This is a genomic window from Roseibium sp. SCP15 (assembly GCF_040329435.1).
Classification (GTDB): domain Bacteria; phylum Pseudomonadota; class Alphaproteobacteria; order Rhizobiales; family Stappiaceae; genus Roseibium.
The window spans coordinates 373,088-397,178 of record NZ_JBDZYI010000003.1; the positions used below are offsets into that span (position 1 = coordinate 373,088).

Sequence of the window (24,091 nt, forward strand, 5' to 3'; positions counted from 1 at the left end):
GCAAAGGGGAAGTTCATGCTGGCCCGAATTGCATTGTTGCTGGTCGTCATTGTCGATCTTATGGGGCAAGGGTTGATCTTTCCGATCATCAATACCTTGCTCATTGATCCCACCTCGACATTCCTGCCGAAGGAGACGCATTCCTCAACCCGAGAGTTCTATTACGGATTGGTGAGTGCGGTCTTTTACCTCTTCTGGTTCTTCGGTGCCGCCTACATATCAAAGCTTTCCGACCATATCGGCCGCAAGGTCGGAATTGTAATCTGTCTCGGCGGTGCGATTATCGGTTATGGACTGACCATTCTCGCCATCGAATTTTCCAGTCTCTGGATGCTGGTGCTCGGACGCGCCGTCTCCGGATTTACCGCAGGCAACCAACCCATCGCGCAGGCCGCCCTGATCGATGCCAGCGGGAGCGAGCAGGAAAAGAGCGCAAATCTCGGCTACATCGTGGGCGCATCGGCAATCGGCATGATGATTGGTCCACTGCTCGCGGGCGTTTTGAGCGACCCCACCTTCCTGGGATCCTACGCGTCTGTCGAACTTCCATTCTATACAGCGATCGTTCTGGTGGGCCTGACACTCATTCTCATCATGACGTCCTTTTACGACGTCCGGCTGGAACGCAAGCCCATTGATTTCGGCCTGTCAGAGGTCTTTCTGACACTCTACCGCATCAAGGACTTCCCGGTCGTCCAGAAGCTTTCCTTCGGCTACTTCTTTTTCCTGATGGGCCTCAACGCCTATTACATCTATCTTGCCGACTACCTGATCGAGCGGTTCAAGTTCACAACGTTTCAGAACAGCATGATGCTGGTCATTCTCGGCCTGGCGCTGATGCTGGGCGGCACCGTCCTGGTGCCCTATGTCAGCAAGCGCTATCGCAAGATCCCGACAATCGTCGCAAGCGCGATTGTCATGTCGGTCTTCATCATCCTCTTCATGATCAATCCAATACCGGATCTCAGCTATGTGCTGATCGTTCCGATCCTGCTCGCCTTCGGCCTTGGCTACCCGACTCTCCTGGCCTTGTTTTCCGCAAGCGTCGATGAAAGCCGCCAGGGGTGGGTCATGGGGGTGACCATTGCCTGGTTTACAGTGGGGTCGGGCTCGATTTCGCTTATCGGTGGGCCGCTGATGTCCGTCAGCATCTACATGCCCTTCAGCATTGGGGTCGCCAGCTTCTGTGTCTCCATGCTGTTCATCTTCACGCTATGGCGCAGCCCGGAAGTTCAAGCGCTTGATCCTGAGATCAAAAGGGAACCGGGCGAGGCGCCGGCCTAGAGCATTGAAGGGGGTGAGCCTGCAAAGGCCCTTCCCCCCTTCAGCTGCACGGACCTTTTGACCGTTCATATGACGGGACAACGACACCGCACGCCGTTAAGTACGGAACTCGGCCACCGACGGCTAACGCACGGCGCGGTTCATACCGCCGTCCGACAGGATGCTCTGACCGTTGATGTAGCGCGCCTCTTCTGAGGCAAGGAAAACGCATGCCTTGCCGATCTCGGCGAAAGTTGCCGGACGCTGAGCCGGAATGGACCGTCTGGCGAATTCGGAAAGGTTCACGTTCTCGCAGAAGCCTGGCATCAGATTGTTCATATTGATGTTGTGGCGTGCATATCGGTCTCCGAACAGCTTTGAAAAACTGTGCAAAGCTCCCCTCAACATGCTCATTGGATATGGGGCGCGTGGCTCGACCGTGTTCATGGACGAGATGTTCACGAACGAACCGGTGCCTTGTTCGATCATGATCGGAGTTACGATCCGCGCCAGTTTGACAACATTGAGCACATACATGTCGAGACTTTCGTGCCAGAGGGTATCGGGCAATTCCAGCAGCGGCCCCTCGAAGTCGGGATCAAAGCCGACCGACTTGATGGCCTCCGGTACTCCGCCACCATGGCCCATATTGCTGACGACGGCATCGATACGTCCGTATTTCTCCATCGTCGTGTCGACCATTGCCTGCAAGTCAGCATTATCGAGAACCGAGCCCTGGCAACCAATTCCGCCCAACTCCTCGGCCAGTTCCTTGGAGCGCATAGAAGGCGACATCAGCGAAACTTTGTAACCCGCCTTCGCCATCTCGATCGCGCAACCTTTGCCGATACCCTGTCCGGTTCCAGTCATCAGGGCGACTTTCAAATCAGACATGTGATTGCCTCGCTGTGAAAAAATTGCTCTCTCGCAGCGAAGATAAGGAAACTTGCGTTTGGTTTGTAACGACTTTACGGTACCTCGATGTGAGGTTATCTCACAGCTATGACAAATGTTAGACATCTTCGAGCTTTGCAAGCGTTCGACGCGGCAGCGACGCGGTCGAACCTGAGCAAGGCCGCTGAGGATCTCGGCGTGACGCACGGTGCAGTCAGCCGACAGATCAAGCAACTGGAACAATATCTGGATGTCTCTCTGCTGCGACGGCTGCCCGGCGGTGTCGAGCTCACGGATGCGGGCGCGCGCCTGCACCTGGCGACACAGCAAGCATTTGCAGTATTGGAGCAAGGGATCGGGGCAACCAAACGACCCCGCAAGCGACGTTCCATCAAAATATCGCTGTCGTCCTCGTTGGCGATCAAATGGCTGGTACCGAAGCTCCAGGATTTCCGCGAAAGACATCCGGGTATCTCTGTATACCTGGACACGGACGATCAACTCATAGACTTTGCGGACAGTGATGTTGATGTCGCGTTGCGGTACGGCAGCAATAAAGAAAGTGAGTTATTCTCCGAGCGGCTGGTGAGTGAACGCTTGCTTGTGGTTGCTGCCCCCTCCCTGGTGCCAGAAGGGCTTATGGCGCCTGCATCCATAACAAAGCTTCCTCTGCTGCACGACCAGTTCCATCCGCACTGGGACACATGGGCGAAAGCCGCCGGGCTGCTCGAGCCGGATGTTCAATCAAGAAGTTCAGCCTTCCCCGACTCCGCCGTACTGATTGCAGCTGCCATCGATGGACAGGGTGCAATCCTGGTACGCAACATACTCGTCGCAGATGATATCGAAGCGGGGCGTCTGGTGTGCCTGAGTGATATTTGCATTGAGCAAGAGAGATCCCTGCATTTTGTTTGCCGGGAAGGCGATCAACAATCCCCACCCATTAGTGTTCTCCGCTCATGGCTTACCGAAACCTGTTCGCAGCTATAACCGAAAAGGACGCTTCTCGGATCTGCCTGCCCATTGCAGCATCTCATCATGTGGGCTCGGCGCCATCATCCGCCTTCAGGCATTTTGAAGTGGAGTAGAGACAGAAACGTTCGTGAGTTCACGCGGCGGTTGAGCACAAATCCTGCCTCTACTGTAGTCGAAGTCTGGTCGAAAGGTTCTTCAACCGCATCAAACACTGTTGATGCATGGCGACACGTTATGAGAAACGTGCCGCCAAACTCCTACCATTTGTGAGCTCGTGGCAACGCGCCGATGGCTAAGAGGTTTCAGGCTCCTGGCCTGGTCTCCTTATGCCGGTAAAGCCTCGGGCGAAAACTGCTCTAGAAACTCCGGGCTCGGTGGGATTGGCTTGATGATGTCGATCAGAACCCCATTGGGATCCTTCGTTATGAAGTGTCTCTGTCCGAAAGGTTCGTCCTTTAGAGCAAGCAGGATTGGCAGGCCGTTCTCCTGTGCTTGGTGGTACAGCGCGTCAACGTCCTCCACCTCAAAATTGAGCAGCATTCCCCCTGCCCCGTTGCCGCGCCCCTCCGCAGGGATCGTTTCGTGGGATTTGTCCAGGATCGCCAGGTTCACTTTCTCGTCCTCTTCAGACTGAAGGTGAATATACCAGTCGGCCTCAAACACTGCCTGGAACTTGAAATTTTCCGTGTAGAAACGAGCTGTCTCAGACACCTTGTCCGTCATGAGAACGGGGTAATACTGCGTGCATTTCATGAGATTTCTCCTGATGACCGGTTTTGGTTGGAAGTGAAACTCCGTGTTGTCAGGGCTTTTCAAGCCTACAAAAACGACATACAGTCTGTATGTATTTTTTAACTAACATACAGGCTGCATGTATGCAAGAGGTAAAATCCCGAAGAACGCAAGCTGAAAGACGCGCAGAGACAAAACGCGCGCTGCTTGAAGCTGCCAGGGCTCTCATCGTCGAAAAGGGCTATGCGGAAACCGCAACGCCCGAAATCGTCAAGGCCGCCGATGTCACGCGCGGTGCGCTGTATCATCATTTCAGCGACAAGGCCGATCTGATGCGTGCGTTGGTGCACCAGGAAGCCAATGCAATCGCCACCGAAATCAATGCGCAGACCAGCACGGACCAGACGCCCCTCGATGCTTTCATGGCAGGTGCAAAGGCATACTTTTCAGCCATGTCCGCTCCCGGCCGGGCGAAGATTCTGCTTCTGGAAGGTCCTGCTGTTCTCGGACTGGACGAAATGGCTCAGATTGATCGGGAAACAGGTGGTGCCACATTGCTGGAAGGGCTGCAGCATGCTGCCCGGCATGGTGCCTTGAAAGACATTCCCCTGGAGCCTCTGGCTGCCCTGCTGTCTTCCGCGTTTGACCGGGCGGCGCTGGCAATTGCCAGCGGCGAGGACCGCAGCAGTTACGAGGCTGCAACCAGAAAACTTCTGGCTGGCGTCCTGGGTTAAGGGCTGTTGCAACGACGTTTCAGATAATCCGGTAATTGGCGATACCAATTACCCCGTCGAACCGACTGTAAACAAACCTTCGGTTCGGCGAAAAGTCAGCCAGAAGCCAGCTCAAGTCCCTCTCTCTTCCATTTATCTGGAGCCCGTGGGATCAACCGTGATCGCAGCGACACCACTTGTCGTGCCGGAAAACAAGTTTTCAAGATTTCCCGCTGCGTCCTTCAGAGGTACCTTCTGTCGGATTTCATCATCGGTCTGCGCGTTGGCAGCAAGCTTCCGGGCTTCAGAAACGATCGATAATTTCCTTGTCAGGGTTTGTGCCGAAAGCCAACCGGCAATCTCAAACCCTTCCAGCGCCTGTCGCCGTCCCGTGATCTGCCGCAAGACGTCAAGTTCCACCGTTTCACCCGAAAGATTGCCGACATTGGTCACCTTCGAATGTTCAGGCATCGCGTCTAGCAGGATGCCGGTCATCTGTCCGCCGACACTGTCGATTGCCAATGTGGCACTTAGCCGATGGCACAAGTCCCTCAGCTGGTCTTCGTAACCAACGTCACGCTGATCCAGGATGTGACCGACTTTCATCGCGACCAGGGCATCAATTTGCTCATCGGAACGAACAATATTTAAGACCGGCAGGTTTCGCATCCTCGCAGCGGTATTTACAAGTCGCCCCAGCGAGCTCGCCGCGGCGTTCATCACAATCGCCTTTGCGTTGCTATGTCGCACGTGCCTGAGAAGAGATACGGCTGTCAAAGCGTTGCCGACCTGAAGTGCCTTTGCCAGCGGCAAGTCGCCGACAGGAATGCAAAACTCAGCAGCAGCCACGGATTTCTCGGACCAGGAACCACCACGATCCGGCTGCGTTCCGAAGAAGACACGCTTGCCGGTCAGCAGCCACCCCATCACCCCACCGCCACTGGCAACAACCCGGCCGACCCCTAACCTGCCGGCGGAAAACGGCAAGGTAGGCTCGATGATGTAACTGTTCGACAGCAGCAAGTCGTCCGCCGGAAATGCGCCGCCTGCCTCAACCTCGATCAGCACTTCCCCCGGTTTAGGTTCAGGATCTGGCACTTGTTGCAATTCAACACCGCCATAGTCTTGGGAAAAGGATGTCACTCTCAGGCTCAGCATCTGATTTGTCCGCTCGTATCGATCAATGTTGCGACACCAGATGGGTTGGTGCAGAAAGGTCTACAATCATGCTTTTTCGACCAAACCGGTGCACCAATGAACCAATCAAACACTTCTCAAAAGACGTCGGGCCTGCGTGACTGGAACGATTTGAATGTGCTTTTGACAATTGTCCGGTCGGGAACGATGCGCGCTGCTGCCGATACGCTAGGGATCAGCCATTCCACTATCTCGCGGCGCATGTTTCTCCTTGAAGCCGAACTCGGCACGAAATTGCTGGATCGTCGCGGCCGTCGGCTCTGCCTGACCGAGGAGGGACAGGCCGTATTCGAAACGGCAACGCGGTTGGAAACGCAGATTGCCGATATGCTGCGCGACGCCAGCAGCCGCGATCAGAAGCTGTCCGGCCGCATCCGTGTAACGCTGCCCAATGAACAAATCTTCGAAATGCTTGCTTCGGATCTCGTTCGATTTCGCGAAAGCTATCCTGATATCGATCTGGAGGTTTCGACAACAGCGAGAAAGATAGACCTGAACAGTCAAAGCGCCGATCTGGCCGTACGCATCGTTCCCCACGGAGATCTGCCGGATCCGGACTTGATTGGCAGCATGGCCACGGAAATTCACTTCTGTATTTACGCAACCCCTGGCTATCTTGAGCGGCATGCGCTTCACGACCATCAGAAGACAGAGTTACCGCCTGCACGATGGCTCGGATGGGGCGGAGACCAAACGCAGCCCGATTGGGTGCTTCAGTCACCCTTCCCGCATCTGACAACATATGGTTCGTTAAACAGTCCCCAACTTCAGCTTTCTGCCGCCAAAGCCGGAATGGGCCTGGCTATTCTTGCTTGCGGTCTTGGTGACATTACCCCCGAGCTGACACGTGTTCCCGGGACTGCGCCCTACCCGGCTCGCGATGTCTGGGTGGTTCATCATGGGGCACTAAAGGGAATGAAACGCATCAAGATCCTGAGAGAGTTTCTGACTCGGGCGATTGCAGAAAAGTCGAAGCTGCTCACCGGAAAATCGGTCAAGTGAACTGAAATGCGATGTCCGGCTGAAGCCGGAAATCCTCCCGCCCTTCACACAACTCGAAAGCGTGTTACTGTTTGAACAGTAATTCAGAATTGTTGGTTGAACTCATTGTCCAAAGCATAATTCGGAAGCAGCGGTAGATTGTTGGGGGGACGATCATGAACCTGGCGAAATTCAGCTTGATGCTCGTCGTACTTGTTGATGTCATGGGTCAGGGCCTGGCATTCCCGATCTTCAACACCCTGATGATGCAAGCGGATCTTGGCTTCCTGCCTACCTCAACCACGCAGGCGGAACGCAGTTTCGATTATGGCCTGGTCATTGGCGTTTTCTTCACGACATGGTTTCTGGGAGCGGTCTATATCAGCCGGATTTCCGACAGTATCGGCCGCAAGAAAGGCATCTTTCTGTGTCTGGCGGGATCATTCGCCGGATACCTGCTGACCGTTGCTGCGATTGCGATCAGCAGTTTCTGGCTGTTGCTTTTCAGCAGGGCGATAACCGGTTTTACAGCCGGCACGCAGTCCATTGCCCAGGCAGCAATGGCAGACCTCAGCACCGACGATGCCGACAAGGGCCGTAACATGGGACTGATCGTTGCCGGAGCGGGAATCGGCCTGGTCGCCGGTCCGGTCATTGGCGGCGTTTTTTCGGACCCGACATTGCTCGGCAGCGACGCCTCCCTGTCTCTGCCCTTCTATATCGGTGGAGTGTTGAATCTGGTCGCGGCCGCCATGATTTTGATGTTTTTTCGCGACGTGAATCCGAACCGCCTGCCTCTTCGCATCAATCCACTCGATGTCGTGCGCCTGATCCTCGATATCGGCAAGCACCCCACAGTCTGTCGCGTCACCATTCTCTGGTTCTTCTATATGGCGATGCTGATCACCGCCTACATCTTCCTGACCAACTATCTGTCAAGCCGCTTCGGCATGGACACCGCCGGCACCAGCATCGGCGTTCTGATCTTTGGGGCAAGCTTCGGTGTGACCAGCACCTTCCTGGTGGGTCCGTTTCAGGAGAGGATGTCCCGCAAGACGATGATTGTCTTTTCAGCCGTCACCATGATCGCATCAATCGCGCTGCTGATCTCGGCCTCGACCTCGCTGATCGCATATCTCGCTTTCGTCCCATTCGGTATCGCCCACGGCATCGGCGCACCCGCCTTGTTTGCAATGTATTCGGCAAGTGTCGACGAAACGCTTCAGGGTTGGGTCATGGGTGTATCCGTCGCCATCTGGACCTTGGCCGCCGGCATGAACTCCTTTGTCGGCGGCGAGCTGCTCACATTCGGCATTCGCAATCCATTCCTTCTGTCGATCGGATACGGGCTCCTGCTCCTGGTTGCCGTGGTCATCATTGGCCGTTCAAGTGACATTCGCAGGATCTCTGGCCGCGTAACCGCAAGTGCCTAGGACCGTCGCGAAGAAAGGTGCTCCACAGCCGAAGGACTGCGGGTATGGCCTTTCTATCTGCCCTATCCGTAGTGGTCGGCAAATGCTCTGCTCAATCGCTCCAGAAACAGGGAAACGGCTCGAGGCCTCAGTCTTCTCGAGGGAGATAGCGCAAAGATCCCGATCTCCGGGAAACGGTCGGAAAGCGCAAGTCGCACAAGACGCCCGTCGGCAACGAAAGGCGCAGCAAAGATATCAGGGGTAAGTCCGAGCCCCATCCCTCTTTCGATCGCTTCAAGATAGGCCTGCGTCTGCGAAAGCGTCAGCTTCCACGGAAGATGCAGTTTGCGAACCTTGCCATTTTCCAGCAACGGCCAACTGTCCCCGTAACGAGACGCTCCGAAATTGAGACAGGCGTGCCCCCAAAGTTCTTCGACGGTGGCTGGCTCTCCTGCAGATGCCAGATATCCGGGAGATGCAAAAACAGACAGCCGCGTCGTTGCCAACCGCATTGCAACAAAGCTGGAATCTTCAAGCGAGATAGCAAAACGGATCGCCACATCGATCTGATTTGCAATCGTATCCGTCGACGTGTTTTCAAGCACGAGATCTACCAGCACCCCGGGGTGGTCCTGCTGAATGGTCTCAACAAGATCCAGGAGAAACGGCGTCCCGAGTCCTTCCGGCGCTGCCACCCGGACCAGACCACTGACTTCCCTGCCCGGCTGAGACTTTACCCCTTCTTCCAGGCCGGAAATCTGCTCCAGGGCTGCCTTGCATCCCTCATAGTAATCCCGCCCAACAGTCGTCACGTCCATGCTGCGCGTGGTGCGATTGATCAACCGGATGCGGAGGAAGTCCTCAAGTTCGGCAACGTGGCGGCCGATGATAGCCGGGGTGACGCCCTTCTCCCGCGCAACCCGGGTAAAGCTTCCAAGCTCCACCACGCGGCAGAAGATCTCCATGTTTCTAAGCCTGTCCATATTCGATACTTATAGTATCTTATTTTGTTATTTGAGTGACATTTATGATCACAATACCCTGAATTATCTTCGGCTTACTCCATAAGCGCCAGACGCCAGTGATGAAGGAGAGGCCCTTGTCCAGAAAAACAGAACACACATCGAAGCAGACCATCATCCGAACCTGGGAAGACAGCAAGAAATTCTGGATGTCTTCGAACGAGTATACCGGTGTCGTTGTCGGCAAGGAGGCGACCGGCTCCGAGTACGTGATCAGTGACGGAGTGATCGGCCCCGGAGGTTTTATTCCCGATCATTTTCACAAGTGGGAGGACCAGACATTTCATGTGCTTCAAGGACAACTTGAAGCCAGAATCGGAGAGAAAACCTGCGTCATCGGCCCTGGTGATACCGTGCATTGTCCACGCGGTGTCTCCCATCACATGAAGAACATCGGTGATGGTGAAGCACGGCTCATCAGCTACATCTTCCCCGGTGATTGGGCCGAAGATTTCATGGCCGAGACATCCAGACAGAACAACGCAGGCCTCCACGACCAGCAACTGATCGAAGACCGCTTTGGAGTTGTCTATCTCTGATGCAGAGACACCGGGACGCGCGCGTTCAGCGCCGGTTTCATCAATCCAGGGACACTGAATTATGAAAAAGCTCTTGGCACTCTCGCTTGCCACGACCCTGACGGTTGCAAGCAGCCACGCACAGGACCACGATCACAACGAGGCAGCAGGTCGGTTTGACCCTAGCAAGCCCGTCATGACCGAGGTTGCCGACGGGGTCTACCAGTACTTCCACTTCTACTACACCAGCCTGGTTGTCGTAACAGATGAAGGAGTTCTGGTGACGGACCCTTCAGGAGAACCTCGAGCAGCTGCAATGCGCGAGGAGATCCGCAAGATCACCGATCAGCCGGTTACGAAAGTAATCTATTCGCATGATCACTTCGACCATTCCCGAGGTGGTCAGATTTTCAAGGATGAAGGCGCCGAATTCACCTCCCATGAAAACTGCACGGAACTGCTCAGCCGGGACCTGGAAAACAAGGTCGTGCAACCCGACACGACCTACCAGGACTCATTGCGTGTCAAAGTCGGCGACAAGAGCGTCGATCTGCATTACTTCGGCCCAAATGACGGCACCTGCATGAGTGTCATTCACATGCCGGAGGAAAAACTTCTGCTCGCCGTCGACTGGCACTTGCAGGGCTATGTCAACGAACCACACAGGCTGGTGGCCCACAATTATATCGGTGTTCTCAATACGATGAAGCGCGTGCGTGAAGAACTGGAATTCGACATCGTTCTGTCAGGGCACATGCCCAGCTCCTCCCCGGAACAGTTCGAGGAAGACTACCGGTTTAACCAGGCCCTGTTTGATGCAGTCTGGACGGGAATGCGCGCTGGCAAATCGGTCGAAGAACTGAAGAAGAGCATCAAACTGCCCGACTTCAGTCACTGGCGTGGCTACGAAGAAAACTTGCCGGCGCATGTCGAACGCATGGCGTACGGCATCTGGCACGGTAACTGATTGAAACCTGGTCAGGCGTGTGTCACCTGGCCAGGGCCTTGTTGTGTTAAGGCAAAAATTGAAGTTCTCTGCCCCATCGAGCGCTAGCAAGCGTTCAGCACGAAAAATTAGAGCCTAAGCAGTTCGCCTCTATTGCCAAGATGGCCTTTACCTGCCTCACACCGGTTCTCTGGATGCAGGGAAGTCACACCTCAATCCCGCAAGATGCAGCCACTTGTTCTGTCCGTGACGATGGGGTTCGTGACCACGATCAACCACCGGGTGGGCTTAAGTCATTGCAAGTCGCCTGACTGCGGAGGAAGACTTGCCTTGCTGTTGCGGTCGTCCGTACCCGCACTGTCGCAACTCTATCCAGCAGAAACATCATCCCTGGTTGGGAAACGGCAACTCCTTGCTCACCTCGTAGACCTTTGCGTCCATGCCTTTTGCCTTGAGCGAACTCAGAGCCGCCTGGAATTCTGCCATATGAGGCGTTGCAAAATGGGGTTTCAAGGCATCCATTGACTCCCACATTTCGTAAATTCTCAGTATGTTCGGGTTTGTGGCGTCGAAGGAGGATTTATAGGCAAGGCATCCTGGCTCCTTGGCCGTTGCCTCGTCCATTGCCTGAATCGCGCTACGTTTTTCGTGAATCTGATTGTCTTCAAATTCGACTTCGACAGTTACGATAATCATTCGATTTCCTTCCTTGTCAGTTTCCGAACTGGCCATTGCTTCTTCAATCAGCTCGAACCCGGTCAGAAGTCCCAGACCAAGTACTTGAACCAGCGTTCGTCTATTCATCGATTTTCCCTCATTTCCGTCTCCCGCAGTTTCCGCCGCAAACTGGAGATCATCCTTCGCAGACATTCGCATTACAAAATTACAGTTTTTGTAATTTTGAGTTTATTGACAATATTTCGATTTTTGTCAATCTGTAAGAATGACGGAGATTAGACAGAGAATCCTGGAAGCCGCTGTACGGGTGTTCATGCGCTACGGTGTCGGCAAGACTCGGATGAATGACATTGCTCAGGAAACCGGCATCGCAAGACCAACCCTTTACGCGTCCTTCAAGAACAAGGACGAAATCCTCAGTGCGTCCATTCTGCATTATTCGGATTTGTCTCTCGCAGGAATTCGGCACGAATGGGATCACCTGGACAAGCTGAGCGAAAAACTGAACGTGTTTTACGAAAGAGCAATCATCGCGTCCTACCAGATCATCTCCGCCTCTCCGGATGCCCGAGACATGATTGGCGGGCACAATGCTGTAGGGAAGGCAGCCACCAAGACAGCACAGCTGGACAAGATCTCCGCGTGGGCCGAGCTTCTCGATCAACACTTGCCGAAAGACAAGCTCTCTTCTGTCACCAGTGAACAGTTGGCGGAGTACATTGTGCTTTCATCACTCGGCCTGAGAGACCATGCCGAAAGCGAAACCCAGCTCCGTCAACTGCTGGAAGTACAAAAGCAGGGGATTCTGGCGCTTCTGAATTGCGATTGAATTGGCACAGCTCGTTGCGGAGAGAACCTGCCTCCAGAGACAGACATACGATCAGTGAAGTTGGATTTAGTCTTGCGAACCATGAGGAACTTTATATCTGAGAGCGTGCGGAGGGCGTCGATTTCAGAGTTTCAACCGAATTGGCAAGGGTCAATCCCGTAGAACTCGCATGGAGGTTCAAAGTGAAAGGTTGAACGCACTCCACGATGGGTTGGTTAAACTTTGTTCAACGCTTTCTTGGGTTTATCTATTCTTAATATCTTATTAAACCAACTAATCTACTCTAAGTAGAAATCCCGATTTATTTTATTTTAGGGACTTTGCCAAAATGTTTCCGGCGGCACGGATATCACTTGAAGATATGCGGACCTTCCCTCGCAAGAGGTGCAAGTGGAAGGGCATTCTGAAATTTCAGGATACCCATCGCCCTTGCGTTGTAGAGGACATTTCCGTCGGCGGTTGCCGGGTTGCCGTAAACACCAAAGACTTGAAGCAGCGCGAGAAAGTCACCATCGAAATTGAAAGCCGCAAGCTCCGGTTTCACGGTGAAGTTCGCTGGGCCCGCCTGGACGAAGCAGGCATCGAGTTCCTGTACATGGACTGAACGGCGTCCGTTTGTCACCTTCACACGAGTTTCAAGGACTGCTCCAAGTCGATCTCTTTGTTGCTGCAAGCACACTAAGATCCCGGCATTTCCGCACTGCCAAGATCACATGCCTCTCCGGTTTTAGGCGCGCTCTTCTGGTATTTCAGGCCCGCCAGCAAAACCTGGCTGGAAACCAGGATCGTTGCAGACAGTCCGGCCAAGAGCAGGAAGAGACCGTCAAAACCCCAGGCCTCGTGAACAAGTGCTATCAATGGCAGCGCGGCTGACATTGCCAGGAAGGATACGAGGTAACGAAGACCGAACGCTCTTGAACGGTTGCGACCGCGCGTGGTGGTCCCGATGAGAAAGTCGTTTACAGGGATCTGGCCGAACACACCCAGCATGAACCCGAGCGCAACCAGGTACCCGGCAGCTCCTGTCAACCCCGGCATCAGCAGGAAGAAGACCGTCTGGATGGCAGCGACCAGCGCGAGTGTCGGACGTCCGCCGACCCGATCCAGCAAGTAGCCGGTCAGGAGCTGCGCCATTGAGGCAGCGGCAAATACCGAAAAGGCAAGAGCCCCGAGTACAGACGCCGTATGCAGTTGCAGAATGCCGATGGCACTGGTCGCAATCCTGTCGGCCAAACCGGTCAGGCGTTCCTCGAAAATCTCGGGCAAGGCGACCGTGGTCGACTGAAAAATCGCACTCCCCAGCGCCGCAGTCAGAAACACGCAGATCAGGATTCTCCAGGCCGATCCATGATCCCGATCCGGTTCCTTTGCACCGCCGCCTTTGGGGTTGATTTCCAGCACTCTGATGTCACGTGACACCCGGTAGTAGGGCCATGTCAGGCAGATCGAAATCAGACCGGGCACGAAGAAAGCGGCACGCCAGCCTGCCGTGTCGATCAGGATTCCGGTGAACAGCGCAGCCGCACCGACGCCGAGGTTTCCCCAGACACCGTTCACGGCCAGCCGCATGCCGGTTTTCTTCCAGCGGGCAGTGACGATCGCAAGACCGACAGGGTGATAAATCGCCGCAAAGATGCCGATCAGAAACAGGCCAACGGCAATTTGCCCCGGCGATTGCGCAAATCCGGTCAGGATAGAGGTCACACCGAGGCCGAAGAAGAACACACACATCATGCCGTCCCTGCTCCAGCGATCAGCCAGCCAGCCTGCAGGCAGAGAGAATATGGCAAAGGCCGCAAATCCCGGCGTGCCCAGCAACAGTAGATCGGAATAACTCATCTGCCAGCCGGTACTCAGCGCCAATGCCACAACAGTTGCAAAGATCAGCATGACGTAGTGGTCCAGAAAATGCCCGGCATTCAGCAGCAGAAAATAGTGTGTGTCGCGTGCGTTCATTTCGGCCTCTTGATTGACCTGCCCATTGTGAACTTGACCGCCTGGCGATGTCTGGACAATAACTATCGAGAAATGGACACAACAGGAAAACAGCATCAGTCACGCAGCACGAATGCCGACGACTACCAGGACCTTCCCCAATCGATGGCCGTCCTGCCAAAGGTGTTTGAGGATGGCCATGTAATTGCACCGCATAGTCACAAGCGCGATCAGCTGCTTTATGCCATTTCCGGCGTCATGCGTGTCACTGCGGCTGACACGAGCTGGATCGTACCACCAGACAGGGCGCTCCTGATGCCTGCCAGACAGGAACACGGTGTCGAGATGCACGGTAAAGTCCAGATGCGAACGCTCTACATCGCTTCTGTCAGACAGGCTGAAATGAAAGTACTGAGCGTCCCTTCCCTGTTGCGAGAGCTGGTTGTCGCCCTCGCGCAGGAACCGATGGACTATTCGAACAATAATCGGGCCGAACGTATCGCTGAACTGATTGCGATAGAACTGGAACGCTGCGAAACATTGCCTTTGAGCATTCCCCTGCCGGCGGATCCCCGATTGCAAAAACTGTGTTTGCAGATCATGGAAGATCCCTCTCTGAGCGCTTCTTTCGATCATTTGGCAGCAGAAACCGGCGCCTCTGCAAAAACACTGGCACGTCTATGCAACAAGCAATTGGGCATGAGTCTTGGCGAATGGCGTCGGAGAGTGCGGTTTGCCGCGGCCATGGAATTGCTAGCCAAGGGAACACCGATCAAGATCGCGGCTTCCGCATGCGGTTATTCCAGCGCAGCTGCATTTTCTCATGCGTTCAGGAAAGAATTCAAATTGCGACCGTCGGAACTGCAATCGAAGCGATAAGCATGGCCAGCATTTGACCTCACAGCGTCAGACCGACATGCTCTCGGAAAACGCTCCATCCACCGTGTCCACCGGTGGCCCGCATACTTCTCTTAGCCGATCCGCATTCGAAATCAGGTCCTGCAGCGTGACGTTTTGAAGTTCCTGGAAAAAAGCCCCTAGCGCAGATTTCAAGGCCGGCCTGAGCAGACACACGTCCTTGATGACGCAATCGCAGTTGCCGGCGCTGGCGAAACACTGGGCGAGTTGAAAGTCGTTTTCCATCAACTGAACGACTTCGGAAACGGTGATGTCTTCCGGTTCAGCGTCCAGCCAGATACCCCCGTTCCGCCCTGCGGATGAAGCAATATATCCAGCCTTACGCAGTATTTGTACGGCCGCCACAACTTGTGAGCGATGTGAATTGCACTGTTCAACGACAACATCAATGGAACATCTCTGATCGGAATGAACAGCGAGATACATTAAAATGCGCAATGCTGCGTCTGTGCGTTCGGTCAAACGCATATTAAATCGAGCTCTTGTTAAAACTTCTAATGGATCGAATGCAGTTTACGTAGCACCGCAAAATCTGCACCGCATCCTTTATCTCAGATATAATATTTTTATTTTATGATATTTATCATTGAAATAATTTGCTAGCGCTTACCGCAAGGATAGAAGATTCTTGCGAGGAGGGGCGCAGGTATGGATATGTTTGGGACGGAAGTCCTGGGCGATTATGTCGAGCACATGGAGGTCCGGGAACAGGACCTGGTGAATGTGCGTGAGGTCTGGCGCATCCTGTCGCCGAACATGCGGAGCATTCTGGGTGAATTCTACAAGACCCAGTATCTGGTTCAGGCGCACAGCCAGTTCCGGAACTTCAATGTCGAACGACTGATCGAGAAACAGTTCGCTTATTGGAACAACCTGTTTTCCGGAGCGATTGATTCCGCCTATCGTGATCAGGTCCGCAACATCGGCATGACGCATCGGAAGTACAATATCTCGATGGGCCAATACATTCTGGCCTATGGCTGGCTTCTCAACCGCTTTGAAGAATCGGTCCGGAAATACACCAGATGCGCTGAACGAACCCTCGATCTGATGTCATCGGTCAGACGCCTTGTTTTCATCGACATGGCACTGGCGGCTGACGCGTATTATGTGGTTTTCGTTGACTGATCGTGATCTGCTCAGAAGGCGTGAGCTTCAAGTGTCACGCCGGATCTGGGTCAGTTTCGAGCGCAGGTAGAGCAGGATCGGCATGAGCCTGATCCTCACTCGAACACCTTCGAAGCTCTCAGGACGCGTGGATGTCAGACAGATTTCGATCCGTTCCAGACAGATCAGCACCATGTCGATATCTTCGCTCTGCTCTTCCCTCTTGGCCAGTGCTCTGGCCTTGAGTTGGAGGCGCCTGATTTCACGCTCGAATTCTTCATCGGCCAGGGAGACATAGCGTAGTTCCTCTTCCTTGACGCCGAATTCCCCCAGATCGTTTGGGAGGGGCTTGTCCTGACTGCCCGGCATGACGCTACATCCCCGCTATCTTGACCAGAAATTCTGCGGAAACCTCCTTTAGATGCCTGGCCTGCGTGGACAGATCTTCCGTCCCACTGTCCACTCGTCTTGCATCCTCCAGCGTTCGTTTTGCGCTTGTACTGATTCCGGATATCGCCGTTGAGGCATCCCCTGCTCCGCCGGCAGCCAGCTGGATGTTGCTACTGATTTCCTGGGTTGCCGATTCCTGCTGCTCCACTGCGGCCGCGATCACGGCAGCGATTTCATTGAGACGCTCGATCGTCCCGTGAACATTCTCGATCGCTGATGCAGAGGACGCTGTAACCGATTGAATTTCCTCAACTTGCGAAGAAATCTCCGCCGTGGCCAGCGCGGTCTGTTCGGCAAGCGTCTTGACTTCGGAAGCGACGACCGCGAACCCCTTTCCTGCGGATCCTGCTCGCGCTGCCTCTATCGTTGCGTTCAAGGCAAGAAGGTTTGTCTTTGCTGCGATGTCGTTGATGAGCCCGATGATCTCGCCGACCCTGCTTGCGGCAATCGTCAGGGAATTCATGGTTTCAATGGCAACCGAACTGTTTGAAGCCGCCTCTTCTGAAATCTCGTAGGACTGGGAAACCTGGCGACCAATCTCCGACACCGAACTCGCCAACTCCTCCGACGCCGCCGCCACGGTGTTCACGTTGGAAGCTACCTGCGATGCGTTCTGGTCGGCCGAGGTGGCATTGGCGTCCGTCTCGGTAAAGGCCGTCATCAACTCCCCAGCGGTATTCTTCAACCGACCGGCGACAGTATCCAGCTTTACCGATACGCTTCCGACGGACTGCTCAAAGACGTCAGCCAGCTCAGCCAGGGTATTTCGCCGGTCGCGCTGGCCCGCTTCGATATAGACAGAGATTGCATAATCCATATCGAGCAGCGCAGCCTTGGTGATGGCGTCGATCACCGTGGCACGTTGTTTCAGCCATTTCGGGGAAATGCGCAGTCGAGACTGCGGCTCAAGCAGTTTCCTGGTGAGCCCTGAGAGAATGAAATTGTAGCCGCCGATATACCATCTGGGTTCGATTCCGAGCCGGTTATGGACTTCGCCGATACGGGTCACGGACTCGACATATTCATCATCGAATGTCGCATTGGTGATGATGTCCCAATGGCGTATCTGCATCGATTTCGCGTGTTCGATATGCTGCGAGGTCTGAAAAAAACGCATGACATCAGGTTCTCCACGCACCTGCGCATAAAACCCATCCAGCACTTCTGGTAGAGCTTCGAGAATAAAGCCCTTGCTTTCCAATAAAGCGTCAACGAGTTCTCGATCGAACCCAACAAATTCCATTTTCTGTGAAGTTTTACCCGTCACGTCAAAAGCCCTCCCGAATTTAACGCTACGGAATATTGAGAGCACTCACTTAACAATAATTTTATCTAGTTTATTTATAATATTTAGCACCTAACGACAGGCAACTCCTCCTCAACGTCACAAATTTGATTTTTCTTTCCAACTCGCTGTTTCTCGCATGCATTTTGCTGCTGGACGGGGCAGTCCCGTCCAGACGTAGAAATCGTTTTGCCTGAAGACGTCCGGTATTCACTTCCCGCAGGCGGCAGCGATCAGAGCGGCAGTGTCGTAAAACTCATGGAAGGCGACGATCTTGCCGTCCTTGAACCTGACATAGTCAAGCTTGGGAGACTCTGCACGCGCGCCCGTCGATTTGTTGATCCACGCCGTCGATCCGATGGCACAAATCCGGTCACCGTCAACGACATAGTCGTCAATTGTGTAATACTCCATGGACCAGCCATCGAGCAGCTCCTGCAGATAACCGCGCACTTCTTCCTTGTTGGTCCTGGGTGCGGTGAACCTTACTTCCGGGTTCTGTGCCATCGCCAAAGAACGGAAGTCCACTTGATCATCCATCAGATCAAGCCACTCTTCGGTGCTCGCGCCCTTTGTTTCATGCCATCGACCATAGCAGCGCTTCAACGCTTCCAAATTGTCTTTGTCTGTCATAACCGTCCTCCTCAAAAACCCCTTAAATCACGCGACTAAGTGTAAATTTCAGAAGCTTACAACCAGATCCTGGAGAGTTCCAAATTGATCGGCCTCACACTGGTGGTTCAGGCGACCCGGGAGATCGATCACTTTGCCATATTGCCGACGTAGTGTGCTCCTAAGCCATTGCGTGCAAACAAGGTTTGGGAGGATTGATGAAAAGGCGCGATTTCCTGATCGGAGCAGGCCTTTTTGGGCTGTCATCCGCTTCTTTCGGCCCGACGAGTCAGGGTCAGACGGCTCGCCCACCCTCGCCATGGGCGCAAAAGCTGGTTGCCGCCGCCGAGGGTCAGATCGGTGAGACGACCATTTACGATCCTGCCTATGTCGGTCTCAGTTTTCCCAATGGCGACATTCCGCGGGAACGCGGCGTCTGTACGGATGTCATCATCCGCGCTTACAGGGATGCGTTCGGCTTCGATCTGCAGCTCGAAGTGAACAAGGACATGAAGGCGCACTTCAGGGACTATCCGAAGATCTGGGGCCTCAAACGCCCGGATAGAAACATCGATCATCGCAGGGTCCCGAACCTGCAGACCTACTTCAAGCGCCAGGGAGCATCGCTCCCGATCAGCGACCAATCCGCGGACTACGTTCCTGGTGATCTTGTCTCGCAGATGCTTCCTGGAAACCTGCCGCACATCGCCATCGTGACCCACCACAAGTCCCCAGATGGCAAACGTCCAATGCTTGTGCACAATATCGGCGCCGGAACCCGGCTGGAGGATAGACTGTTCGACTTCAAGATCACCGGTCGATATCGTTTCCGGCCAGAGGCCGCGTAAATGCTTGCTGAGGAAACGCTTTCGGTTCGCCTCGGAAAGTCAGCCATAGACCGCTTCGTGGTGTGAATTGGCAACCTGCTGGGCCACCCTTGCCGCGCGCGCGATCAGCTCGTTGCGTGGTTCGCCAATGTAAGTCGCGGTGAACCTCAGCGGCGTCGGCTGCCAGCCGGGATCAAAATTGGCAATCCTGTTTTCCTCGATGAACTTGCCCCCAAGCACATGCGGCAGAATGCCGACGCCGATCCCGGCGGCCACCATTTCAAATCCGGTGGACAGGGAATTTGTCGGAAAAATCTGAGCAGTACTGCCATATCGGTCCCGAAGTTCCTGTGTCAGCTCCCGGTGCGGACGCGAATTGCGGTTATAGGTGATGACCGGGGTGACGCTGAGATCCGGTTCCTCCAGACCGACCGGCCGATACCAGTCCAGCTGAAACGGCGGCAGTTCGAGATTGTCTGTGCTGTAGTCGGAAATCGGCCCCATCAAAATGGTCAGGTCCAGCGACCTGTCGAGCAGCATCTCTCGCAGGTTCAGCGATATATCGACTGACACTTCGATGTTCAGCTTCGGAAAATTGCGATGAAGTTCCGTGAGAAAATCCGGCAACCACGTCTGAGCAACGGTCTCCGCCACCCCTAGCCTCAGCAAACTGCTGATACTGTCCTCGGCCATCACATCTCCCTTGATGCGTTCCGTGATCGCCATGATCTGTTCCGCGTGATCCCGCAGGAGAACACCTTTTCTTGTCAGCACAACACCGGTGGACACCCGGCTGAAGAGTTCCGTCCCCAGATAGGATTCCAGGCTTGCAACACGGGCGGAAACAGCCGGCTGAGAAATGTTCAGCTGCTCTGCTGCCTTGCGGACACCTCCCATTCTGGCAACGGCCAGAAAGGTCCTCAATTGCTCGAAAGTCATGTCAGCTTCCTCATGAAGTGATCACAAAAGCTGATCACTTTGGACAAAAAATGACGATTTGACTTGATCATAGATCCACCGCAGCATTTTGCCAGTAACTTTCGAGGTGGAAATGACGAGCGAACCAGGCGTGTTTTCCGATCTGTCCGACATGGATATCTTTTCGCAACGGGAAGCCATCCGATCCGGTAGCTATTGCGGACATACGGCCGGTCTGGCCAAAGGCAAACTTCAGTGCAATCTGGCGATCCTGCCCGGCGAATTCGCGGATGATTTCCTTACGTTTTGCCGCCTGAACCCGAAATCCTGCCCGTTGGCAGGCGTATCGGAAGCCGGTAGCCCCTTCATCAGGCGGCTGGGCGAAAATGTCGACATCCGAACAGATGCCGCGCTTTACAACGTCTACCGCTATGGAGCGCTGGACAGTCAGGTTCAGGACCTGAAATCCCTCTGGCGGGAGGATCTCGTCGCGTTTGCGATCGGGTGCTCGTTCACCTTCGAGAACGCGCTGCGCCGCGCCGGTATTGCCATGCGCCACATCGACTGCAACGTCACTGTTCCGATGTATCGAACGTCCATCGAGACAGCAGCAAGCGGTCCCTTCGGCGGTGGAACAGTCGTCTCCATGCGACCGATCCCGGTGGAACGCGTCGACGAAGTTCATGCCATCTGCCGCAACTATCCGCTCGCGCATGGCGCACCTGTTCACGTCGGCGACCCGTACGCAATCGGGATTACCGACATCAACCTTCCCGATTGGGGCGAAGCGGTATCGGTACGTGAAGATGAAGTTCCCGTGTTCTGGGCTTGTGGGGTAACTCCTCAGGCCGCAATCATGCGGGCCAAGTTGCCTCTATCGATCACGCATGCTCCGGGAGCGATGTTGATAGCCGATGTCGATGAACTTACCCCACCACTTTACGTTTACAACGATAACTAACTGAAAATTCTAGATAAACAGAGGATGGACAAACGATGAAAAAGATCATGACGCTTTCGGCGATCTCGATGATTGCCCTTTCCGCAGGTTCCGCTGTGCAAGCCGAAGAGCTTGCTGTTGTCGGCAGCTGGAGCGGCTTGCCGTTGCACAAGCAGTACGAGGCCCCCTTCTGGGGCGAGAAGCTCCCGGAAATCTCTGGTGGTGACCTGACCGCTGCACTGACGACACACGACCAGATGGGTATCTCTGGCGGTGATGTCTTCCGTCTGCTTTCGCAAGGTGTGTTCGACGTGGGTATGACGGTCGCCGATTATGCCGTTTCAGACAGTGTGGCACTTGAAAGTCTGGACGTGCCGCTGATCGCAACGGACGCAGCAACCGCGCAAAAGGCGGTAGAAGCGGCAAGACCGATGGTCGACGACATTTACCGTGACGTCTTCAATGCCAAGGTGCTCGGCATCGCCCCCTACCCGCCGCAGGTCGTCTTCTGCAACGGCGAGATCGGCTCGCTCGATGATCTGAAAGGCAAGAAGATCCGTGCCTCTGGCCGGATGACCGCCAAGTTTCTGGAAGCTCTCGGCGCGGAAGGCGTCAATGTCAGCTTCGGCGAAGTTCCAGGCGCATTGCAGCGCGGCGTTGTCGATTGCGCGATCACCGGCGCGGGTTCCGGCTACAATGCCGGTTGGTGGGAAGTCTCCACTCACCTGATGCCGATCCCTCTCGGCGGCTGGGACCCGGTTGTCACCGCCATCAATCTCGACAAGTGGAACGCTCTCTCAGATGAACAGAAGGCGACGCTGGAAAACGGCGTGAAGGAACATCTGGAAGCGCCAGCCTGGAAGACCGCACAGAACGCACTTGAAAATGACATTGCCTGCCTGACCGGCAGCGGCGAGTGCCCCTATGGCGATGCCAGAAGCTTGATCCTTGTGGAAGCAAGTGAAGCTGATCAGGCCAAGGCGAAGGAAGTGCTGATCACCGAGGTTCTGCCGGACTGGGCCGAGCGGGCTGGCGGCGACTGGGCAAAACGCTGGAGTGACAGCGTTGGTCAGGTTACCGGTGTGCAACTGGAAACGAACTAAGGCCACGATCTCATGACTTCCCTGGTGTCCCTCATTCGGCGGATCAATGACCGCCTGGCAATTGGCGTTGGGCTGATCTTGCTCGCCTGCGTCGCCTTCACGCTCCTGGAGATCGTGACACGCCGATTGGGCGGTTCACTGGGGGGAGTCGATGAGATTTCCGGATATGTCATGGCTGTCACCACCAGTTGGGGGATCAGCTATGCCCTGACGGAGCAGGCTCATGTTCGTATTGACTTGCTTCGCCAGCGGCTGGTTCCCTTCGGTAGGGCAGTCTTCGACATAATTTCCCTGCTCTGCCTGGCCGGAACGGCAATTGTGGTTGCCTGGCGGGGCTGGAGCGTACTTGAAAAAACGCTCTCAACGGGTGCACGGGCCAATACCCCTCTGGAAACTCCTTTGTGGATCCCGCAATCCTTGTGGTGGGCAGGCTGGGTCTGGTTCGCAGTCTCGGCCAGCATTCTTCTGGTTTCCGTGCTCGTGAAATTCCTGTCTTCCGATTATCAGTCCGTCGATGACATCGCCGGCGCCAGGGGGGAAGCATGATCGCCTTCACTTCCGTCGGCCTTCTGGGGCTTCTGACGCTTTCCATTCCGGTCGGCATCGTGCTGTTTCTATTGGCCTTTGGCATCGACACGTTCTTCAGCCCGTTTCCACTGATGCGTGGCCTGGGACAGGTTGTCTGGTCATCCTCCAACAGTGCCACTCTGATCGCTATCCCGCTCTTTGTGCTTCTGGGTGAAATTCTCGTTCGCAGCGGCGTGGCAAGACGCACTTATGCAGCACTGGAAAAATGGGTGGCATGGATGCCCGGTGGGTTGATCCACGCCAATATCGCAACATCAACGATGTTTTCGGCAACAAGCGGCTCCTCAGTCGCGACAGCAGCGACAGTTGCAACCGTCGCCATGCCGCAGGCCAAAACGCTCGGTTACAATCAGAAGCTCTTCTCCGGAGCGATTGCCGCGGGCGGGACGCTCGGTATCATGATCCCGCCTTCGATCAACCTGATCGTCTACGGCTTCCTGACCGAAAGCTCGATCCCTCAGCTGTTCCTGGCCGGTCTGGTCCCGGGACTGTTCCTTGCCGCGCTTTTCATGCTGATCACCGTCATCATCTGTGTCTTCAAGCCCTCGCTTGGAGGTCCACGTCAGTCAAGCTCCCTTGGTGAAAAGCTGGAAGGCTTGACGGATCTGCTGCCAATTCTAGGTCTTTTTGGCGCAATCGTGGGCTCCATATACGCGGGGTGGGCAACTCCGACCGAAGCAGCAACGGTCGGAGTTGCCATTTCCTTGCTGATCGCCGCACACCAGAAAGCGCTAAACTGGGAGATGCTCTCAAAGGCGCTGCGGGGGTCGGTCAAGACCTCCTCCATGATCATGCTGGTCGTGATCGGCGCGTATGTCCTGAACTTCGCCCTGACCGCGGCAGGGGTAAGCCGTGCGTTACAGAATGTTCTGAACGGCCTCGGTCTTGGTCCGCTGGAAACCCTGTTGGTCATCATCCTGATCTACATCATTCTGGGCTTTTTCATCGAGACCTTGTCGCTGATGGTGGCAACCATCCCGATCGTTGTGCCGATCATTGTCCAGCTCGGCTATGACAAGATCTGGTTCGGCATCCTGATGATCATCCTGGTCGAGATGGCATTGATCACACCGCCGGTGGGCCTCAACCTTTATGTCGTTCAGGCAGCGCGCAAGTCAGGAAGTTTCAGCGATGTCATGCTGGGCTGCATTCCCTATGCGTTGGCAATGCTTGCCATGGTTGGCCTGCTGATCCTTCTGCCGCAGTTGGCCCTGTTCCTTCCCTCAACCTTGTAAGAGGCTTTTTCAC

The 24,091-nt window shown here is 54.9% G+C and carries 27 protein-coding genes; 16 read left to right on the forward strand and 11 right to left on the reverse strand.

Annotation, left to right across the window (positions count from 1 at the left end; genetic code table 11):
- Positions 1 to 15 precede the first annotated feature (15 nt).
- Complete coding sequence (locus tag ABLO27_RS15590) at positions 16 to 1,284, forward strand: MFS transporter (protein WP_353033858.1); 1,269 nt, start codon at positions 16 to 18, stop codon at positions 1,282 to 1,284.
- Between the two features lie 123 nt (positions 1,285 to 1,407).
- Here the strand turns inward: ABLO27_RS15590 and ABLO27_RS15595 are convergent, their stop codons facing one another.
- Complete coding sequence (locus tag ABLO27_RS15595; protein WP_353033859.1) at positions 1,408 to 2,157, reverse strand: SDR family oxidoreductase; 750 nt, start codon at positions 2,155 to 2,157, stop codon at positions 1,408 to 1,410.
- A 108-nt stretch (positions 2,158 to 2,265) separates the two neighbouring features.
- On the opposite strand from ABLO27_RS15595, the gene ABLO27_RS15600 reads away from it, so the two are divergent.
- Complete coding sequence (locus tag ABLO27_RS15600; RefSeq protein WP_353033860.1) at positions 2,266 to 3,147, forward strand: LysR substrate-binding domain-containing protein; 882 nt, start codon at positions 2,266 to 2,268, stop codon at positions 3,145 to 3,147.
- A 309-nt stretch (positions 3,148 to 3,456) separates the two neighbouring features.
- On the opposite strand, the gene ABLO27_RS15605 is transcribed toward ABLO27_RS15600, so the two are convergent.
- Positions 3,457 to 3,885, reverse strand: coding sequence for a VOC family protein (locus ABLO27_RS15605; protein ID WP_353033861.1), 429 nt, complete (start codon positions 3,883 to 3,885; stop codon positions 3,457 to 3,459).
- Positions 3,886 to 4,007: 122 nt separating this feature from the next.
- On the opposite strand from ABLO27_RS15605, the gene ABLO27_RS15610 reads away from it, so the two are divergent.
- Positions 4,008 to 4,598 carry a TetR/AcrR family transcriptional regulator gene (locus ABLO27_RS15610; RefSeq protein WP_353033862.1) on the forward strand — a complete coding sequence of 197 codons (591 nt, stop codon included), beginning with the start codon at positions 4,008 to 4,010 and terminating at the stop codon, positions 4,596 to 4,598.
- A gap of 132 nt (positions 4,599 to 4,730) precedes the next feature.
- Here ABLO27_RS15610 and ABLO27_RS15615 read toward each other — a convergent pair whose 3' ends face one another.
- Positions 4,731 to 5,735 (reverse strand): alcohol dehydrogenase catalytic domain-containing protein, encoded by a 1,005-nt coding sequence (locus tag ABLO27_RS15615; RefSeq protein WP_353033863.1) that lies wholly within the window; start codon positions 5,733 to 5,735, stop codon positions 4,731 to 4,733.
- A gap of 96 nt (positions 5,736 to 5,831) precedes the next feature.
- Between ABLO27_RS15615 and ABLO27_RS15620 the strand changes: the two genes are divergently transcribed.
- The gene (locus ABLO27_RS15620) at positions 5,832 to 6,776 is read left to right on the forward strand and encodes a LysR family transcriptional regulator (RefSeq protein WP_353033864.1); all 945 of its coding nucleotides are present in this window, start codon (positions 5,832 to 5,834) and stop codon (positions 6,774 to 6,776) included.
- A 155-nt stretch (positions 6,777 to 6,931) separates the two neighbouring features.
- Entirely contained in the window at positions 6,932 to 8,188 is a 1,257-nt protein-coding gene (locus tag ABLO27_RS15625) for an MFS transporter (protein WP_353033865.1), read from the forward strand.
- A gap of 62 nt (positions 8,189 to 8,250) precedes the next feature.
- Here the strand turns inward: ABLO27_RS15625 and ABLO27_RS15630 are convergent, their stop codons facing one another.
- Complete coding sequence (locus ABLO27_RS15630) at positions 8,251 to 9,150, reverse strand: LysR family transcriptional regulator (protein WP_353033866.1); 900 nt, start codon at positions 9,148 to 9,150, stop codon at positions 8,251 to 8,253.
- Between the two features lie 116 nt (positions 9,151 to 9,266).
- Here ABLO27_RS15630 and ABLO27_RS15635 point away from each other — a divergent pair, with 116 nt between their 5' ends.
- Both ABLO27_RS15635 and ABLO27_RS15640 read left to right on the forward strand, forming a co-directional pair.
- The gene (locus tag ABLO27_RS15635) at positions 9,267 to 9,728 is read left to right on the forward strand and encodes a cupin domain-containing protein (protein ID WP_353033867.1); all 462 of its coding nucleotides are present in this window, start codon (positions 9,267 to 9,269) and stop codon (positions 9,726 to 9,728) included.
- Between the two features lie 61 nt (positions 9,729 to 9,789).
- Complete coding sequence (locus ABLO27_RS15640; RefSeq protein ID WP_353033868.1) at positions 9,790 to 10,674, forward strand: MBL fold metallo-hydrolase; 885 nt, start codon at positions 9,790 to 9,792, stop codon at positions 10,672 to 10,674.
- Positions 10,675 to 11,037: 363 nt separating this feature from the next.
- Here the strand turns inward: ABLO27_RS15640 and ABLO27_RS15645 are convergent, their stop codons facing one another.
- Positions 11,038 to 11,457, reverse strand: a complete 420-nt coding sequence (locus tag ABLO27_RS15645; protein ID WP_353033869.1) for a putative quinol monooxygenase — start codon at positions 11,455 to 11,457, stop codon at positions 11,038 to 11,040.
- 139 nt (positions 11,458 to 11,596) lie between these two features.
- Between ABLO27_RS15645 and ABLO27_RS15650 the strand changes: the two genes are divergently transcribed.
- Together ABLO27_RS15650 and ABLO27_RS15655 are read left to right on the forward strand one after the other, a co-directional pair.
- A complete protein-coding gene (locus ABLO27_RS15650) occupies positions 11,597 to 12,160 on the forward strand; it encodes a TetR/AcrR family transcriptional regulator (RefSeq protein ID WP_353033870.1) in 564 nt (187 codons plus the stop codon).
- 361 nt (positions 12,161 to 12,521) lie between these two features.
- Complete coding sequence (locus ABLO27_RS15655) at positions 12,522 to 12,764, forward strand: PilZ domain-containing protein (protein WP_353033871.1); 243 nt, start codon at positions 12,522 to 12,524, stop codon at positions 12,762 to 12,764.
- 74 nt (positions 12,765 to 12,838) lie between these two features.
- Here ABLO27_RS15655 and ABLO27_RS15660 read toward each other — a convergent pair whose 3' ends face one another.
- Positions 12,839 to 14,116: an MFS transporter gene (locus tag ABLO27_RS15660; RefSeq protein ID WP_353033872.1), complete on the reverse strand. Its 1,278-nt coding sequence runs from the start codon at positions 14,114 to 14,116 to the stop codon at positions 12,839 to 12,841.
- Positions 14,117 to 14,188: 72 nt separating this feature from the next.
- Between ABLO27_RS15660 and ABLO27_RS15665 the strand changes: the two genes are divergently transcribed.
- Positions 14,189 to 14,974, forward strand: coding sequence for an AraC family transcriptional regulator (locus tag ABLO27_RS15665; RefSeq protein WP_353033873.1), 786 nt, complete (start codon positions 14,189 to 14,191; stop codon positions 14,972 to 14,974).
- Positions 14,975 to 15,001: 27 nt separating this feature from the next.
- Here ABLO27_RS15665 and ABLO27_RS15670 read toward each other — a convergent pair whose 3' ends face one another.
- Positions 15,002 to 15,481, reverse strand: a complete 480-nt coding sequence (locus tag ABLO27_RS15670; RefSeq protein ID WP_353033874.1) for an RrF2 family transcriptional regulator — start codon at positions 15,479 to 15,481, stop codon at positions 15,002 to 15,004.
- Positions 15,482 to 15,661: 180 nt separating this feature from the next.
- Here ABLO27_RS15670 and ABLO27_RS15675 point away from each other — a divergent pair, with 180 nt between their 5' ends.
- Entirely contained in the window at positions 15,662 to 16,141 is a 480-nt protein-coding gene (locus ABLO27_RS15675) for a protoglobin domain-containing protein (RefSeq protein WP_353033875.1), read from the forward strand.
- Between the two features lie 27 nt (positions 16,142 to 16,168).
- On the opposite strand, the gene ABLO27_RS15680 is transcribed toward ABLO27_RS15675, so the two are convergent.
- The 3 genes from ABLO27_RS15680 to ABLO27_RS15690 form a co-directional block, all read right to left on the reverse strand.
- Positions 16,169 to 16,489 (reverse strand): hypothetical protein, encoded by a 321-nt coding sequence (locus tag ABLO27_RS15680; protein ID WP_353033876.1) that lies wholly within the window; start codon positions 16,487 to 16,489, stop codon positions 16,169 to 16,171.
- Between the two features lie 4 nt (positions 16,490 to 16,493).
- A complete protein-coding gene (locus tag ABLO27_RS15685; RefSeq protein WP_353033877.1) occupies positions 16,494 to 17,837 on the reverse strand; it encodes a globin-coupled sensor protein in 1,344 nt (447 codons plus the stop codon).
- A gap of 228 nt (positions 17,838 to 18,065) precedes the next feature.
- Positions 18,066 to 18,488: a nuclear transport factor 2 family protein gene (locus tag ABLO27_RS15690; protein WP_353033878.1), complete on the reverse strand. Its 423-nt coding sequence runs from the start codon at positions 18,486 to 18,488 to the stop codon at positions 18,066 to 18,068.
- Positions 18,489 to 18,685: 197 nt separating this feature from the next.
- Between ABLO27_RS15690 and ABLO27_RS15695 the strand changes: the two genes are divergently transcribed.
- A complete protein-coding gene (locus tag ABLO27_RS15695) occupies positions 18,686 to 19,315 on the forward strand; it encodes a DUF1287 domain-containing protein (RefSeq protein WP_353033879.1) in 630 nt (209 codons plus the stop codon).
- A 39-nt stretch (positions 19,316 to 19,354) separates the two neighbouring features.
- Here the strand turns inward: ABLO27_RS15695 and ABLO27_RS15700 are convergent, their stop codons facing one another.
- The gene (locus tag ABLO27_RS15700; protein ID WP_353033880.1) at positions 19,355 to 20,233 is read right to left on the reverse strand and encodes a LysR family transcriptional regulator; all 879 of its coding nucleotides are present in this window, start codon (positions 20,231 to 20,233) and stop codon (positions 19,355 to 19,357) included.
- A 112-nt stretch (positions 20,234 to 20,345) separates the two neighbouring features.
- Between ABLO27_RS15700 and ABLO27_RS15705 the strand changes: the two genes are divergently transcribed.
- Genes ABLO27_RS15705 through ABLO27_RS15720 form a run of 4 tightly spaced genes read left to right on the forward strand, consistent with a single transcriptional unit; the run spans position 20,346 to position 24,078 of the window.
- Complete coding sequence (locus ABLO27_RS15705) at positions 20,346 to 21,173, forward strand: putative hydro-lyase (RefSeq protein WP_417714799.1); 828 nt, start codon at positions 20,346 to 20,348, stop codon at positions 21,171 to 21,173.
- A gap of 35 nt (positions 21,174 to 21,208) precedes the next feature.
- Entirely contained in the window at positions 21,209 to 22,255 is a 1,047-nt protein-coding gene (locus ABLO27_RS15710; RefSeq protein WP_353033881.1) for a TRAP transporter substrate-binding protein, read from the forward strand.
- A gap of 12 nt (positions 22,256 to 22,267) precedes the next feature.
- A complete protein-coding gene (locus tag ABLO27_RS15715; protein ID WP_353033882.1) occupies positions 22,268 to 22,801 on the forward strand; it encodes a TRAP transporter small permease subunit in 534 nt (177 codons plus the stop codon).
- On the forward strand, positions 22,798 to 24,078 hold the full coding sequence (locus ABLO27_RS15720; protein ID WP_353033883.1) for a TRAP transporter large permease: 1,281 nt from the start codon (positions 22,798 to 22,800) through the stop codon (positions 24,076 to 24,078). Before ABLO27_RS15715 ends, ABLO27_RS15720 begins: the two co-directional genes overlap by 4 nt.
- Positions 24,079 to 24,091 lie beyond the last annotated feature (13 nt).